This window comes from Microbacterium sp. NPDC056569 (assembly GCF_042793475.1).
In the GTDB taxonomy this organism is placed as follows: domain Bacteria; phylum Actinomycetota; class Actinomycetes; order Actinomycetales; family Microbacteriaceae; genus Microbacterium.
Window position 1 is genome coordinate 15,473 of sequence record NZ_JBHTUV010000005.1, and the last position, 14,809, is coordinate 30,281.

The window sequence follows — 14,809 nt, forward strand, 5'->3', positions numbered from 1 at the left end:
ACCGTTCGTCATCTGGCAGAATAGAGGGCTGGATCACCCGCTCGACCCTCTATCCAGCGCGGAGATCCTCCTTCAGAGCTTCCGCCGGGTGTGCACCCCACGCTCCAGGCGACCGGTTCAATCACTTTCCACACATTCAGGAGAATCGTGGCTGTCAAGATTCGTCTCAAGCGCCTCGGCAAGATCCGTGCGCCCTACTACCGCATCGTCGTGGCCGACTCGCGCACCAAGCGCGACGGTCGTGTCATCGAGGAGATCGGCAAGTACCACCCCACCGAGCAGCCCTCGTTCATCGAGGTCGACTCGGAGCGTGCGCAGTACTGGCTGTCGGTCGGCGCCCAGCCGACCGAGCAGGTGCTCGCCATCCTCAAGCTGACCGGCGACTGGGGTCAGTTCAAGGGCGACAAGAACGCGGTCTCGACCGTGAAGACCCGCGAGGACAAGACCGCGTACGAGGCCGACGCCTCGAAGAAGTCGGTCATCAAGCCGAAGGCTGAGAAGAAGGCTGAGGAGCCCGCCGAGGCCCCCGCCGACGAGGCGACCGACGCGGCCGACGAGGCCGCCGAGTCCGCCGAGTAATCCGTTGCTCGCCGCCGCGCTCGAACACGTCGTCAAGGGGATCGTCGATCACCCGGACGACGTCCGCATCGACTCGTCCACGTCGCCGCGAGGCGACGTGCTCGAGGTGCACGTCCACCCCGACGACCGGGGTCGCGTGATCGGGCGCGGCGGCCGCACGGCCAAAGCCCTGCGCACCCTCATCTCTGCTCTCGCCGACGGTCGCCGCGTGCGCGTCGACGTCGCGGACGACTGAGGTGTCAGGCGAAGACACCACGGGATCGGGCGCGGACGCCCGCAAGCCCGTGAACGCGGTTCCCCCCATGGGCAAGACGCAGCTCCGGGTCGGCCGCCTCGTGAAGGCGCACGGCCTGAAGGGCGCGATCAAGCTCGAGCTGTACACCGACGACCCCGAGGGGCGCTTCGTCCCCGGCGCGACGTTCACCCTTCAGGTGCCCGAGTCGTCCCCGTGGCACGGCAAGCCGCTCACCGTGCGCGAGTTCAAGTGGATGAACAGCCACCCCGTCGCCTTCTTCGAGGGCGTCGAGGACCGTGATGCGGCGGAGGAGCTCATCCGCGCGATCCTCTGGGTCGATGAGGACATGCAGGCCTCGCCGGCCGAGGAGGACGCCTGGTTCGACCACCAGCTCGTCGGTCTCGACGTCGTGCGCGACGGCGAGACGGTCGGTAAGGTCGCGCGGGTCGACCACCTCCCCGCCCAGGATCTGCTGATCGTGAAGATCCGCGACGAAGAGGTGCTCGTGCCGTTCGTCAAGGCGATCGTTCCCGAGGTCGACATCGCGGGCGGACGTGTCATCGTGACGCCTCCCGCGGGACTCTTCGAAGACGTTCCCGACGACGCCGACGAGCCTTCCTCCGACTCCGACCCGGGCGACGTCGACTCCACGGACTGACGCCTCTTCACGCGGTCCCGCCGCCGGGCGTGCAGCAGATGTGATCTGCGGGAAACACGGCGGGAAAGGCCCCGGAATCTCCATCCGGGACCATCGAAGGCATGGGCGAAGTGCGCACCGTGTGCTCCTACTGCGGCGTCGGCTGCGGTATCTCGGTGACGACCTCGCAGGCCGGGGCGGGGCATCCGCTCGCCATCGCGAAGGTCGCGGGCGACCGGGCGCACCCGACGAACGCCGGCCGTCTGTGCACCAAGGGGGCGACCCACGCGGAGCTCATGCAGGCTCCCGGCCGTATGACCTCGGCGCACGTGCGCCCGTCGCGCGGTGAGCCTGCGGCGCCCGTTCCCGTCGCCGACGCGGTGACGGATGCTGCAGCCCGCCTCCGCGCGATCCTCGACGAGCACGGCCCCGATGCGATCGCGCTCTACGTGTCGGGGCAGATGAGCATGGAGGCGCAGTACCTCTCCAACAAGCTCGTCAAGGGGTACCTGCGCGGCATCCACATCGAGTCGAACTCGCGCCTGTGCATGGCCTCCGCCGGCACCGGCTACAAGCAGTCCCTCGGCGCCGACGGCCCGCCCGGATCTTACGAGGACTTCGACCGCGCCGATCTCTTCTTCGTCATCGGCTCGAACACGGCCGACTGCCATCCCATCCTGTTCCTGCGCATGGCCGATCGGCTGAAGCAGGGCGCGAAGCTCATCGTCGTCGACCCCCGTCGCACGACGACGGCCGACCGCGCCGATCTGTTCCTGCAGATCGCACCCGGCACCGACCTCGCCCTCCTGAACGGCCTCCTCCATCTGCTCGTCGAGGCCGGCGACATCGACGAGGCGTTCATCGCCGCCCACACCGAGGGCTGGGAGCACATGGCCGAGCTCCTCGCCGAGTACCCGCCGGCGCGCGTCGCCGAGCTGACCGGACTCGCCGAAGACGACATCCGCACGGCCGCCCGCTGGATCGGCGAGGCCGGCGAGTGGATGACGCTGTGGACGATGGGCCTCAACCAGTCCACGCACGGCACGTGGTCGACGAACGCGATCTGCAACCTCCACCTCGCCACCGGAGCGATCTGCCGGCCTGGCAGCGGTCCGTTCTCCCTCACCGGCCAGCCGAACGCGATGGGCGGGCGCGAGATGGGATACATGGGCCCGGGCCTTCCGGGTCAGCGAGCCGTGTTCAGCGCACCCGACCGCGCGTTCGTCGAGGACGTCTGGGGACTCGAGTCCGGCGCCATCCGCGCGGAGTCGGGCTCGGGCACGATCGACATGTTCCGGCGCGCGGCCGACGGCGAGATCAAGGCCGTCTGGATCATCTGCAGCAACCCGGTCGCCTCCGTTGCGAACCGCAAGACGGTGATCGAGGCGCTGGAGACTGCCGAGCTCGTCATCGCGCAAGACGTCTACACCGAGACCGCCACCACCGCGTACGCCGACATCCTGCTGCCGGCGACGCTGTGGGTGGAGGCCGACGGCGTCACGGTCAACAGCGACCGCACTCTCACCCTCGTGCGCGATGTCGTGCCCGCACCGGGCGAGGCGCAGCCGGACTGGCTGACGATCTGCCAGATCGCCCGGGCGATGGGCTTCGACGGGTTCGACTTCGCCTCGAGCGCCGAGGTGTTCGACGAGATCCGCCGCTTCTGGAATCCGCAGACGGGGTGGGACCTGCGCGGCGTGACCTACGAGCGCCTGCGAGAGACACCGGTGCAGTGGCCGGCGCCTCCCGGCGACGCCGCGACGCGGCATCCCATCCGCTATCTCAACGACGGGGTGAGCCAGTCTCTGCACGTCGAGGACGACGGGGCTGTGCCGCGCCTGGCGTTCGCGACCCCGTCACGGCGCGCGCAGTTCCTCGCCCGGCCCCACCTCGCCCCGGCCGAACTGCCGGACGACGACTACCCCTGGGTGCTCAACACCGGGCGGCTCCCGCATCACTGGCACACCCTCACCAAGACGGGACGGGTGGCGAAGCTCGCGAAGCTGCATCCGGGCCCGTTCGTCGAGGTGCACCCCGTCGACGCGGAGCGGGTGGGCATCGCGGAAGGCGATCAGGTCGAGGTGGCCTCGCGCCGCGGCCGGTTCGTCGTGCCCGCGGTCCTCACCGACCGCGTGCAGCCCGGGGGACTGTTCGCGCCGTTCCACTGGAACGACGAGCACGGCGAGTACGTGACGGTCAACGCGGTGACGAGCGACGCCGTCGACCCGCTGTCGTCGCAGCCCGAGTTCAAGTTCGCCGCCGTGTCGCTGCGCCGGGTGGGTCCGGCCGTCGGGGGAGCGGGATCGTCGACCGCATCCGCCGACGAGGCGCTGGCGAGCGCCGGCGTGGCGCTCGCGCCCCCGCAGCTGAGCGACCTCGAAGGCGCCTACCTCGCGGGATTCCTCTCGACGGTGCGGTCGGTGGTGCTCGCCCCGGGAGAGGTGCCGGTACTGCCGGCCGAGGCTCCGCTCGGCGCGCTCGCCCGAGCGTGGTTCGACGGCGTGCTCGCCGGGGCGTTCTCCCGCGCCACGATCGGGAGCGGGATCCCGGGGGGCGAAGCCCTCGACGAGGTCGTGGTGCTGTGGGGCTCGCAGACCGGCAACGCCGAGGAGTTCGCCACGGCGGCGACCGCGGCGCTCGGCGCCCGCGGCATCCCGGCGCGGGCCCGGAGCATGGCCGAGCTGCGCGCGACGGATCTCACCGAGGTGCGCCGCCTGCTCGTGGTCACCTCCACCTTCGGCGACGGCGGGCCGCCCGACAATGCGGCGGCGCTGTGGCACGAGCTCAACGCCGACGGCGCGCCCGAGCTGTCGGGCCTGCGCTACGCCGTGCTCGCACTCGGCGACTCGAACTACGACGACTTCTGCGGCCACGGCCGGCGACTGGACGCGCGTCTGGGCGAGCTCGGCGCGACGGCGCTGCTCGAGCGGGTCGACCTCGAGCCCGACGCCGACGCTCCGCGCGAGGCCTGGCTCGCTCAGATCCTCGAGACCCTGGCCGCGGAGGGGACGGCGGCGGCAGCATCCGTGTCCCTGCAGGCCCCGCCCGCCAAGCGGCTCTTCAGCCGTGCGAACCCGGTGCAGGCGCCCCTCGTGCGCAACGAGCTGCTGAGCGGACCCGGGTCGCAGAAGGAGGTGCGGCGGTTCGCGTTCGACCTCTCGGACTCGGGGGCGACGTACGAGGCCGGCGACTCGCTCGGCGTCGTGTGCGCCAACGCGCCGGCGGTCGTCGCGGAGTGGCTCGACGCGACCGGCATCGCCCCGCTGGAGATCGTGGAGGTCGACGGGGAGGAGCGCACCTTCGCCGACGCCCTGCGCACGCGCCTCGACATCACGAAGACACCGGTCGACCTCGTGCGGTTCATCGCCGAGCGCAGCGGCGACAGCATGCTCGCCGGACTGCTGCGGCGCGAGAACAAGGGGCGGCTCGAGCAGTTCCTGTGGAGCCAGCAGGCGGTCGACCTTGTCCGCGACTTCCCGGTGAGGGCCACCGCTGCGGACTGGGCGGGCGTGCTGAAGCGCCTTCAGCCCCGCCAGTACTCGATCTCGTCGAGCCCGAAGGCCGACCCCGACACCGTCGAGCTCACGGTCTCGGTGGTCCGCTTCGAGACCGACTCCCGGCGCACGCGCGGCGGCGTCTGCTCGACGTTCCTCGCGGACGGGGACGCTCTCGCCGCCCCCGTGTACCTGCAGCGCTCGCCCGCGTTCCGCCCACCCGCCGCCGGCGACACCCCCATGATCATGATCGGCCCCGGCACGGGCATCGCGCCGTTCCGGGCGTTCCTCCACGACCGGCGGGCTGACGGCCATACCGGACGCAACTGGCTGTTCTTCGGCGAGCAGCACGCCGCGAGCGACTTCTACTACCGCGACGAGCTCGACGAGATGCGCGAGGACGGTTTCCTCACGCGCCTCGACGTCGCGTTCTCGCGCGACCAGCGGCAGAAGATCTATGTGCAGGACCGGATGATCGAGCATGGCGCCCACCTGTGGCGCTGGCTCGAGGACGGCGCGCATGTCTACGTCTGCGGCGACGCGCTGCGCATGGCGAAGGACGTGGACGCGACCCTGGTCACGATCGCGCAGCAGCACGGCAAGCTCTCCGAGGAGGCCGCCGCCGAGTACGTCCGCGGTCTGGCCACCGACGAGCGCTACGCCCGCGACGTCTACTGACGTCGCGACGTCCCCGACTCCGTCCTCGTCGGCCTCCCCGTCGGGGGCGTGCGCGTCGTGGGCGTGCGCGTCGCCCCTGCCTCGATGCTCGTTCGTCACATATGCACGCGAATCGGCGGAATTCGCGTACATATGTGACGAACGAACAGTGGGTTCTGGCGGCCGGGCGCGCGGGCATGCAGAAGAGCGGATGCCTCGGGGTCGAGGCATCCGCTCTCCGTCAGAGCGGGCGCGGGTCAGATGCGCTGCTTCGCCAGCGACTTCCGCGGGATCACGTACACGAACACCGTGAGCAGGAGCAGGCCCACGTACGCGGCGACGAAGCCGTAGAAGGCGGCCTGGTAGCCGCCCGTGGCGAGCTGCGAGGCGTTGAGCACCTGCGGCACGAGGAACCCGCCGTAGGCGCCGATCGCCGAGATGAGCCCGAGGGCGGCAGCCGCCTTGCGGATCATCTTCGTAGCTTCCGGCGAGGCGGGCTCGTAGCCCTTCGCCTGCGAGCGTGCGGCGAAGATGCTGGGGATCATGCGGTAGGTCGAGCCGTTGCCCATGCCGGTCGCCGCGAACAGCAGGAGGAAGCACGCGAGGAAGACGACGAAGTTGTGCATCGGCAGCGTCCAGACGAGCGCCAGGGCGCCGAGTGCCATGACCGAGAACGCGCCGACGGTCACGCGTGCGCCGCCGAACCGGTCGGCGAGCCGGCCGCCGTACGGGCGGGCGAGCGAGCCGACGAGCGCGCCGAGGAAGGCCAGCGAGACCGCCGCCTGCCCGACCTGGATGGTCGAGAACTCCGGGAACTGGTCGGCGATGAGCTTCGGGAACACGCTCGCGAACCCGATGAACGAGCCGAAGGTGCCGATGTAGAGCACCGCCATGATCCACAGATGCGGTTCGCGCAGAGCCGCTGCCGAGCTGCCGAAGTCGGCCTTCGCTGAGGACAGGTTGTCCATGTAGCGCCACGCGCCGAACATCGCGAGCAGGATGAAGGGGATCCACATCCAGCCCGCGAGCGAGATGTTGAGCGTCGCGCCGGCGCCGATCGTCACCGCGATCGGCACGGCGAACTGGGCGACCGAGGTGCCGAGGTTGCCGCCGGCGGCGTTGAGTCCGAGCGCCCAGCCCTTCTCCTTCTGCGGGAAGAAGTAGGTGATGTTCGCCATCGAGCTCGCGAAGTTGCCGCCGCCGACACCGCCGAGCGCCGCGACGAGCAGCAGCACGCCGAACGGGGTCTCGGGGTTGGAGACCACGATGCCGAGGAGCGTCGCGGGGATGAGCAGCAGCGCGGCCGACACGATGGTCCAGTTGCGGCCGCCGAAGATCGCGACCATGAACGTGTACGGGAAGCGCAGGGTCGCGCCGACGAGGCTCGGCAGCGAGATGAGCCAGAACGACTCCGAGCTGGTGAGCTGGAAGCCGGCGGCCGGCAGCATCACGACGACGATGCTCCACAGCTGCCAGATGATGAACCCGAGGAACTCGGCGAAGATCGACCAGCCGAGATTGCGTCGCGCGATGGCGCGCCCGGATGCCGCCCAGAACGCGGGGTTCTCGGCGTTCCAGCCGTCGATCCAGCGGCCGGGGCGGTGGGTGAGGGTGACCGGCGCGTCGGCCGGGGCGGTGGTGCGGGATGGAGCAGCGGTATCCGTCATCGACGGGGTGTCGGTCGTGGTCATGGCGCCTCCCTGATTGAGCAGACACTGGGGGTGAGTGTGTCTCCACGCTAGGAACGCGGTGTTTCGGCCCGCCTCCTCCCGCGGTTACCTCTCCGTCACTTCTCGATCACGGATGCTGTGCCCCGAGGTGGACGCCCCGTCACACGTCGGAAACACGCGGGGCTCCTAGACTCGAAGGCATGCGCGTCGACATCGTCACGATCTTCCCGACGTTCTTCGACGTGCTCGGCGTCTCGCTGATCGGCAAGGCCAGGGATCGCGGCATCCTCGATATGCACGTCCACGATCTGCGGGACTGGACCCACGATCGCCACCGCACCGTCGACGACACCCCGTACGGCGGGGGCGCCGGCATGGTCATGAAGCCCGAGCCGTGGGGCGAGGCGCTCGACGAGGTGCTGAGCGACGACGCCGTGCTGCTGGTGCCGTCGCCGGCCGGCGAGCTGTTCTCGCAGCCGATGGCGCGCGAGCTGGCGGACGAGCAGCACCTCGTGTTCGCCTGCGGCCGCTACGAGGGCATCGACCAGCGCGTGGTCGACCACTACGCGGCGCGCGGACGCGTGCGGCTGGTGAGCCTCGGCGATTACGTGCTCAATGGGGGAGAGGTCGCCGCGATGGCCGTGATCGAAGCCGTTTCACGGCTGATCCCCGGTGTGGTCGGCAATCCCGAGAGCCTCGTGGAGGAGTCGCACGAGCTCGGCCTGCTCGAGTACCCCAGCTACACGAAGCCCGCGCAATGGCGAGGGCTCGAGGTGCCGCCGGTGCTGCTCAGCGGCAACCACGGCGCGATCGCCGCGTGGCGTCACGAGCAGAGCCTCGAGCGCACGCGGGTGCATCGTCCCGACCTGCTGCCGGAGGCCGACCCCGCGTCCTGACGACGGGCGGCGCCGGTCAGGCGGGTTCGAGCACGTTGAGCCGGTAGCCGCGCTTCACGACGGTCTTCACGAGGTCGGGAACGCCCAGCGCCTCGCGGAGTCGGGCGACGGCCATCTCGACCGCGTGGGTGTTCTCGCCCGATCGCGGCAGCGCGGCCTGCAGCTTCGGGCGCGAGACGACGCCGCCCTGGGCGTCGAACAGCGCCGCGACGATGTCGGTGGCACTGCGCGACAGTGCGATGTGGCGCCCGTCGAGCACGATCCCCGAACTGCGCAGCTCGAGTCGCCCCGCCGTGGTGGGCAGCCAGGCCGCGCCGCCCCCGCCGAAGTGGGTGACGACGGCGCGCACGAGCGAGCCGAGGCGACCGCGCTCGGCGATCAGCGGCTGGAGCCCGGCATCCCGCAGAGGCCCGGCCGTGATCGGCCCGACCGCCGCCATCAGCAGGCGGTGCTCCGCTTCACGGTCGAGGATCGCCTCGAGCACCCCCTCCTGCCGCGCTGCGGTGATCCACTCGGCAGCGCCCGGAGCGGAGGTGAAGAGGACGGCATCGACCTCGCCCTGGGCGGCCGCGACGACCGAGCGCGACACCGCTGCGGGGTCCGGTGGAGGGCCCCAGCGGTAGACGGTGAGGCTCACCACGTCCGCGCCCGCGCCCTCGAACAGCTCGTCGAGTCCGTCGGCCCCTGAGCCGTGGTGCTGCACGGCGACGCGCCGCCCCGCCACTCCCTCGGCGAGGAGGTACTCGCCGAGCTCCGCCGAGGTCTCGGACTCGGCGACCCAGTCCGCCGTCAGTCCTGCCTGCTGGATCGCGCCGCGCGCCTTCGGTCCGCGTGCGACGATCTGCGCGCGCGACAGCGCGGCGTGAAGGTCGTCGAGGAGCCCGGCTTCGTCCGCGGCCTCCATCCAGCCGCGGAAGCCCACGCCGGTGGTCGCGACGACCACGTCGGGCCGCAGCGCGATGAGTTCGCGTGTCGCCGCGATCAGCGCGTCGTCGTCGATGTGCGGCACGATCGTGAGCGCCGGCGCGTGGCGCACCAGCGCGCCGTGACGCTCGAGCGCGGCGGCCAGCTCCGACGAGCGACGATCGACGGCGATGACGATCGTGCAGCCGTCGAGGGCGGCCGAAAGGGTGGGGCGGGGGGTGGAGCTCAAAGGACGATGTCACCTGCCAGTTGCGGGTCGGGAAGCAGCAGCCCGGCGCGGGCGACCTCGCCGACCACGATCACCGCGGGATTGCGGACACCCGCGAGGCCTGCGTCGACCACGACCGACCCCAGGGTACTGCGCGTCGTGCGCTGGTCGCGGTGGTGGCCGCGCTCGACGATCGCGACGGGGCGATCCGCGGGGACGCCGGCGTGCAGCGCGTCAGAGACGATGCGGGGCAGAGCTCCGACGCCCATGAGGATGACGGTCGTCACGCTGTCGTCGCGGAGAGCGGCGAGCGTGGCCTCGGTCACCTCCGACGGTCCGTTCATGATGTGCACAGCTCCCGCGACACCGCGATGCGTGATCGGGATGCCGGCGGCCTGGGGCACCGCGACGGCGCTCGAGATCCCGGGCACGACGTCGACCGGGATCCCGGCCGCGAGGCACGCCGCGACCTCCTCGCCGCCGCGGCCGAAGACGAAGGGATCGCCCCCCTTGAGACGCACCACGCGCTTGCCGTCGCGAGCGCGCGCGACGAGGAGCTCGTTGATCTCGTCCTGCGGCACCGGGTGGTGGCCGGGGAGCTTGCCGACGTCGATGATCTCGACGTCCGGGCCGACGTGATCGCGGATGTCGGTGGGACCGAGCCTGTCCATCACGACGACCTCCGCGCGCGTCAGCAGGCGCCACGCGCGCAGCGTGAGCAGATCGATGGGCCCGGGGCCGCCGCCGATGAGGTCGACGCGCCCGACGGTGTTGATCATCCGCCCGGTCATCGCTCGCCCTCCCAGCGGACCAGGACATGCCCGTCGTCGACGGCCACGGGCCAGACGTGGAGGTTCTTCGGCTCCTTGCCCTGCGTGTCGAGGCAGATGCCCGTCCGCAGGTCGAAGACCTGCTTGTACATCGGAGAGGCGACCGTGGGGACGTCCTGCCGGGTGCCCACGATGCCGCGCGAGATGACATGCGCGTGGCTGTAGGGGTCGAGATTCGAGACGGCGTGGACACGGCCCGCCGAGCCGTCCGGGCCGTGGAGCAGGAACAGCGCGATCTGCGTGCCCCCGAGGAGGGCGGCACGGCCGCGCTCCACCTCGAGGTCGTCGATCGCGCACACGCGCACCCAGCCGTCGGGGGCGGTGTACTCGGCCGTCTGCGGGTCGACGAGGGTCATCGGCGCACCTCCAGGGTCGTTCCGGCGATGAGCACGCGCGAGTCGGCGCGCTCGTCCTCGGTGGCGGGTCGGGGCTGTCCGCGCTCGGCGGTGTAGGCCAGCGAAGGGTCGGGCGTGGTCGGCGCGTTGACGAACGACGCGAACCGGCGGAGCTTCTCGGGGTCCTCGAGGGTCGCCTTCCACTCGTCCTCGTACGAGTCGAGGTGGGCCGCCATCGCGGCGTCGAGGTCGGCGCAGATGCCGAGGCTGTCCTCGAAGATGACATCGCGGAGGCCTTCGATGCCGCCGTCGAGGTCCTCGAACCACGGCGCGGTGCGCTGCAGGCGGTCGGCGGTGAAGATGTAGTACATCAGGAACCGGTCGATCGCGGTGAGGAGCTCCTCGTCGCCGAGACCTTCGGCGAGCAGCACGGCGTGGCGCGGCGTGAAGCCGCCGTTGCCGCCGACGTACATGTTCCAGCCCGCCTCGGTGGCGATCACGCCGACGTCCTTGCCGCGCGCCTCCGCGCACTCGCGCGCGCAGCCCGAGACGCCCAGCTTGATCTTGTGCGGCGAGCGCAGGCCGCGATAGCGCAGCTCGAGCTGGACCGCCATGCCGACCGAGTCCTGCACCCCGTACCGGCACCAGGTCGAACCGACGCACGACTTCACCGTGCGCAGCGACTTGCCGTAGGCGTGGCCGGATTCGAAGCCGGCATCCACGAGCTGCTTCCAGATCTCGGGCAGCTGCTCGAGGCGGGCGCCGAACATGTCGATGCGCTGGCCGCCCGTGATCTTCGTGTAGAGGCCGAAGTCCTTCGCGACCTGGCCGATCACGAGCAGCCCCTCGGGCGTGATCTCGCCCCCGGGGATGCGGGGGACCACCGAGTAGCTGCCGTCCTTCTGGAGGTTCGCCATCACGTGGTCGTTGGTGTCCTGCAGGGTGGCGTTCTCGCCCTGGAGCACGTGGCCGCGCACCAGCGTCGAGAGGATGCTGGCCAGCGCCGGCTTGCAGATGTCGCAGCCGCGGCCGGTGCCGAAGCGCTCGATGACGGCGCTGAAGGTCTCGAGACCCGACACCCGCACGGCGTCGAACAGCTGGCGGCGGGACATGTCGAAGTGCTCGCAGATCGCGTTGCTGAGCGCCGCTCCGGACTTCGCGAGCTCGGTGCCGACGATCTTCTTCACCATCATCACGCACGAACCGCACGCGGCCCCGGCCTTCGTGCACGACTTGATGGCCGCGACATCCGTGCAGCCCTCCTCGTGCACCGCGTGACGGATCGCGCCGGCGGTCACGCTGTTGCACGAGCAGACGAGCGCCTCGTCGGGCAGGTCGCCCGTCGGGGCGGCCACCCCGCCCTCGGGCATGAGGTACGCGGCGGGGTCGCCGCCGAGAGCCCCGCCCACGAGCGGTCGCAGCGCGCCGTACGCCGAGGCGTCGCCGACCAGGATGCCGCCGAGCAGCGTCTTCGCGTCGTCCGACAGCACGAGCTTCTTGTACACGCCCGCCACGGGGTCGGCGTAGGTGACGTCGAGCGCACCGGGGGTCTCTGCGAAGGCGTCGCCGAAGCTGGCCACATCGACGCCCGACAGCTTCAGCTTGGTCGACAGGTCGTACCCGGGGAAGGAGGCCTCGCCCCCGAGCAGCCGGGTCGCGGCGACCTCGGCCATGGCGTAGCCGGGTGCGACCAGGCCGACGCACATGCCGTCGTAGTTGGCCACCTCGCCGATGGCGAGCACGCGCGGGTCGGAGGTGTGGCAGCCGGCGTCGATGAGCACGCCGCCACGGGGGTGCACGTCCAGGCCCGCGGTGCGCGCCAGTTCGTCCCGCGGTCGCACGCCGACGGTGAAGACCACGACGTCGGTCCGCGCGTACGTCCCGTCGCGGAACTCGAGGCCCGTCACCTGTCCCGATCGATCGGGGTCGAGGCGGGTCGTGACCGCATCCGTCCTGACCGCGATGCCGCGCGACTCGATGAGACGGCGCAGCGCGTTGCCGGCGGGGAGGTCGAGCTGCGCCGACATCAGCCGGTCGGAGGACTGCACCACCGTGCAGTCGACGTCGAGGCCCTGCAGGGCGCCCGCGGCCTCGAGTCCGAGGAGTCCGCCGCCGATGACGGTGCCCACGAGCGGGCGCCCGAGCTCGGCCGAGCGGCGCTCGACGAACTGCTCGAGCTTCTCCACGTCGTCGAGGGTGCGGTAGACGAAGCACCCCTCGAGGCCGAAGCCGTCCACCGCGAGACGTGCGGCGTACGAGCCGGTGGCGAGGATCAGGCGGTCGTAGGCGACGCTCGTGCCGCTGCGCGTGGTCACGCGTCGGGCCGCACGGTCGATGCGGGTGACGGCCTCGCCGCGGAGGAACCGCACGCGTTCGTCGTCGAGCACCGCGCGCTCAAGCTCGAGGTCCTCGGCGGAGGCGCCGGCGAAGAACCCGGTCAGCCCCACCCGGTCGTAGGGGTGGCGCTCCTCCTCGCCGATGAGCGTGATGCGCCACTCCTCGCCGGCCCGGCTGAGCAGGCTCTCGACGAAGCGGTGCGCCACCATGCCCGCACCGACGACCACCACGTGGGTGCCGAGGGCGGGGGTCTCGCTCATGCCGTCACCGTACGCCGGTGATGTTGCAGAGGCGTCAGCGTCATGTTTCCGGCTGTTGACACGGTCGCGGTGGGCCATGGCTCCTCCTCGGGGGCGGATGTCTCGGTGACGCTGACGCTACGAGCCCGGTGTTTCACCCCCCGACCGCCCGCCGTTACCCCGAGCGAACGTTTCGATCACAGCGCCGCGGCCGGCGACGTGAGAAGAGCGCGACGGATGCTGCGCCCCCCCTGCGGCAGGGAGCGCTCCGCCGGCCGCGAGCCGATGGTCTTGTCACGACGCGCGCGGAGGAGGATTCTCTGGAGCATGCGCACCCTCGCTTCGCGCGAGCTCGAGCTGATCCGCTCCCAGTTCGCATTCCCGCTGCGCGATCGCATCGTCACGAACAACGCGGCCAGCACGCAGCCTCCGCTCGCGGTGTTCGAACTGCTGCGCGACTTGTCCGAGACGTACGAGAACGTCCACCGCGGGCAGTCGGACGCGTCCGTGCGCACGACCGAGATGTTCGAGGCATCCTTCGACACCATCGCGACGTGGATCAACGCCGCATCGAGGCGCACGCTCTCGATGCACCGCAGCACGACCGAGGCGATCAACGCGGCCATGTACTCGCTGATGGCCGACTTCCGCGACGGCGACAACATCGTCACGACGCTGATGGAGCACAACTCGAACTACGTGCCGTGGCACGCGCTGTGCCGCGAGATCCTGCCGCGGTTCGGCCGCCGGGTCGAGTGCCGGCTCGCGCAGTTCGACCACGAGACCGGTGAACTCGACCTCGACCACCTGGCATCGCTGGTCGACTCCCGCACGAAGCTGGTGTGCTGCACGGGCGGGTCGAACTTCCTCGGGACGAAGCCGCCGCTGGCGACGGTGCGCGCGATCGCCGACGCGAGCGCGTACCCGCAGCCGGACGGCCGCCGCGGAGCACTGCTCCTCATCGATGCCGCCCAGCTGTTCGCGAGCTCGCGCGTCGACGTGGAGCGGCTGGACGCCGACTTCGTGGCGTTCTCGTTCCACAAGCTGCTGGCGCCCTTCGGCGTGGGAGTGCTGTACGCGAAGGAGGCGCTGCGGGCAACGCTCCCGCCGTTCCTCTACGGCGGCGACATGATCGCCGAGGGCCGGGTCTTCCCGGATCGCGTCGAGTACAACGAACTGCCGTGGAAGTTCTCGGCCGGAACACCCAACATCCTCGGGGTCATCGCGTCGGCGCAGACGCTCCGCCTCATCGTCGACATGGTCGGAGCCGACGCCGAGCGCGCGTGGTTCCGTACGGACGACCCACTGAGCCCTGACGCCGTCGACGCCGCCATGGAGATCGTCGCCGGCCATGCAGCATCCCTCACCCACCGCGCGATGGCGGGGCTCGCATCGATCGACGGACTGCGCATCTACGGCCCGGCGGCCGGGGCGGCGCGCACACCGCTCGTCGCCTTCAACGTGGACGGGCACTCGCCCTTCGACATCGCCCGCGCCCTGAACGCGCAAGGGGTCGAGTCGCGGGCCGCGTGCCACTGCGCGACCCTCGCGCACCACGACCTCGGCATCGACCCGCCCGCGAGCTGTCGCGTGAGCTTCGCCCTGTACAACTCTCCGGAGGACGTCGATCGCGCGGTCGACGCCGTCCGGGATGCCGTCGGCCAATCGTTCCGCTCACGGCCCATCCCGAGCGCGTTACAGCATTCCGTCGAGGATGTCGAGAGGGTCTGATTCCGCCGTCTCGGCAACCCCGCTCGGATAGGGTTTA

12 protein-coding genes are annotated in these 14,809 nt (G+C 70.8%); 6 read left to right on the forward strand and 6 right to left on the reverse strand.

Annotated features, from left to right (window positions below; genetic code table 11):
• Positions 1 to 147 precede the first annotated feature (147 nt).
• The 4 genes from rpsP to ACFQ7C_RS07475 all read left to right on the forward strand — a co-directional run bounded on the left by rpsP (position 148) and on the right by ACFQ7C_RS07475 (position 5,623).
• Positions 148 to 579 carry a 30S ribosomal protein S16 gene (gene rpsP, locus ACFQ7C_RS07460; protein ID WP_378898882.1) on the forward strand — a complete coding sequence of 144 codons (432 nt, stop codon included), beginning with the start codon at positions 148 to 150 and terminating at the stop codon, positions 577 to 579.
• A gap of 4 nt (positions 580 to 583) precedes the next feature.
• The gene (locus ACFQ7C_RS07465) at positions 584 to 814 is read left to right on the forward strand and encodes an RNA-binding protein (RefSeq protein WP_045276246.1); all 231 of its coding nucleotides are present in this window, start codon (positions 584 to 586) and stop codon (positions 812 to 814) included.
• Between the two features lie 67 nt (positions 815 to 881).
• Positions 882 to 1,472, forward strand: a complete 591-nt coding sequence (gene rimM, locus ACFQ7C_RS07470; protein WP_378898883.1) for a ribosome maturation factor RimM — start codon at positions 882 to 884, stop codon at positions 1,470 to 1,472.
• A 101-nt stretch (positions 1,473 to 1,573) separates the two neighbouring features.
• A complete protein-coding gene (locus ACFQ7C_RS07475; protein WP_378898884.1) occupies positions 1,574 to 5,623 on the forward strand; it encodes a molybdopterin-dependent oxidoreductase in 4,050 nt (1,349 codons plus the stop codon).
• Positions 5,624 to 5,859: 236 nt separating this feature from the next.
• On the opposite strand, the gene ACFQ7C_RS07480 is transcribed toward ACFQ7C_RS07475, so the two are convergent.
• Positions 5,860 to 7,293: an MFS transporter gene (locus ACFQ7C_RS07480; protein WP_378898885.1), complete on the reverse strand. Its 1,434-nt coding sequence runs from the start codon at positions 7,291 to 7,293 to the stop codon at positions 5,860 to 5,862.
• 179 nt (positions 7,294 to 7,472) lie between these two features.
• Here ACFQ7C_RS07480 and trmD point away from each other — a divergent pair, with 179 nt between their 5' ends.
• Positions 7,473 to 8,168: a tRNA (guanosine(37)-N1)-methyltransferase TrmD gene (gene trmD, locus ACFQ7C_RS07485; protein WP_378898886.1), complete on the forward strand. Its 696-nt coding sequence runs from the start codon at positions 7,473 to 7,475 to the stop codon at positions 8,166 to 8,168.
• A gap of 16 nt (positions 8,169 to 8,184) precedes the next feature.
• Here trmD and ACFQ7C_RS07490 read toward each other — a convergent pair whose 3' ends face one another.
• The 5 genes from ACFQ7C_RS07490 to ACFQ7C_RS07510 all read right to left on the reverse strand — a co-directional run bounded on the left by ACFQ7C_RS07490 (position 8,185) and on the right by ACFQ7C_RS07510 (position 13,370).
• The gene (locus ACFQ7C_RS07490) at positions 8,185 to 9,321 is read right to left on the reverse strand and encodes a uroporphyrinogen-III synthase (RefSeq protein ID WP_378898887.1); all 1,137 of its coding nucleotides are present in this window, start codon (positions 9,319 to 9,321) and stop codon (positions 8,185 to 8,187) included.
• The gene (gene cobA / locus ACFQ7C_RS07495; RefSeq protein ID WP_378898888.1) at positions 9,318 to 10,091 is read right to left on the reverse strand and encodes a uroporphyrinogen-III C-methyltransferase; all 774 of its coding nucleotides are present in this window, start codon (positions 10,089 to 10,091) and stop codon (positions 9,318 to 9,320) included. Before cobA ends, ACFQ7C_RS07490 begins: the two co-directional genes overlap by 4 nt.
• Positions 10,088 to 10,486: a nitrite reductase small subunit NirD gene (gene nirD / locus ACFQ7C_RS07500; protein WP_378898889.1), complete on the reverse strand. Its 399-nt coding sequence runs from the start codon at positions 10,484 to 10,486 to the stop codon at positions 10,088 to 10,090. Before nirD ends, cobA begins: the two co-directional genes overlap by 4 nt.
• Positions 10,483 to 13,062, reverse strand: coding sequence for a nitrite reductase large subunit NirB (nirB, locus tag ACFQ7C_RS07505; protein ID WP_378898890.1), 2,580 nt, complete (start codon positions 13,060 to 13,062; stop codon positions 10,483 to 10,485). Before nirB ends, nirD begins: the two co-directional genes overlap by 4 nt.
• Positions 13,063 to 13,238: 176 nt before the next feature.
• Positions 13,239 to 13,370, reverse strand: coding sequence for a hypothetical protein (locus tag ACFQ7C_RS07510; RefSeq protein WP_378898891.1), 132 nt, complete (start codon positions 13,368 to 13,370; stop codon positions 13,239 to 13,241).
• On the opposite strand from ACFQ7C_RS07510, the gene ACFQ7C_RS07515 reads away from it, so the two are divergent.
• On the forward strand, positions 13,369 to 14,772 hold the full coding sequence (locus ACFQ7C_RS07515) for an aminotransferase class V-fold PLP-dependent enzyme (protein WP_378898892.1): 1,404 nt from the start codon (positions 13,369 to 13,371) through the stop codon (positions 14,770 to 14,772). The two genes, ACFQ7C_RS07510 and ACFQ7C_RS07515, sit on opposite strands and share 2 nt — an antisense overlap.
• Positions 14,773 to 14,809 lie beyond the last annotated feature (37 nt).

Coding starts and splice junctions, on each gene's coding strand:
- ACFQ7C_RS07510 (WP_378898891.1), bottom strand. CDS start 13,370: ATGCTCCAGAGAATCCTCCTCCGCGCGCGTCGTGACAAGACCATCGGC.
- nirD (WP_378898889.1), bottom strand. CDS start 10,486: ATGACCCTCGTCGACCCGCAGACGGCCGAGTACACCGCCCCCGACGGC.
- nirB (WP_378898890.1), bottom strand. CDS start 13,062: ATGAGCGAGACCCCCGCCCTCGGCACCCACGTGGTGGTCGTCGGTGCG.
- trmD (WP_378898886.1), top strand. CDS start 7,473: ATGCGCGTCGACATCGTCACGATCTTCCCGACGTTCTTCGACGTGCTC.
- ACFQ7C_RS07480 (WP_378898885.1), bottom strand. CDS start 7,293: ATGACCACGACCGACACCCCGTCGATGACGGATACCGCTGCTCCATCC.
- rimM (WP_378898883.1), top strand. CDS start 882: ATGGGCAAGACGCAGCTCCGGGTCGGCCGCCTCGTGAAGGCGCACGGC.
- cobA (WP_378898888.1), bottom strand. CDS start 10,091: ATGACCGGGCGGATGATCAACACCGTCGGGCGCGTCGACCTCATCGGC.
- ACFQ7C_RS07475 (WP_378898884.1), top strand. CDS start 1,574: ATGGGCGAAGTGCGCACCGTGTGCTCCTACTGCGGCGTCGGCTGCGGT.
- ACFQ7C_RS07515 (WP_378898892.1), top strand. CDS start 13,369: ATGCGCACCCTCGCTTCGCGCGAGCTCGAGCTGATCCGCTCCCAGTTC.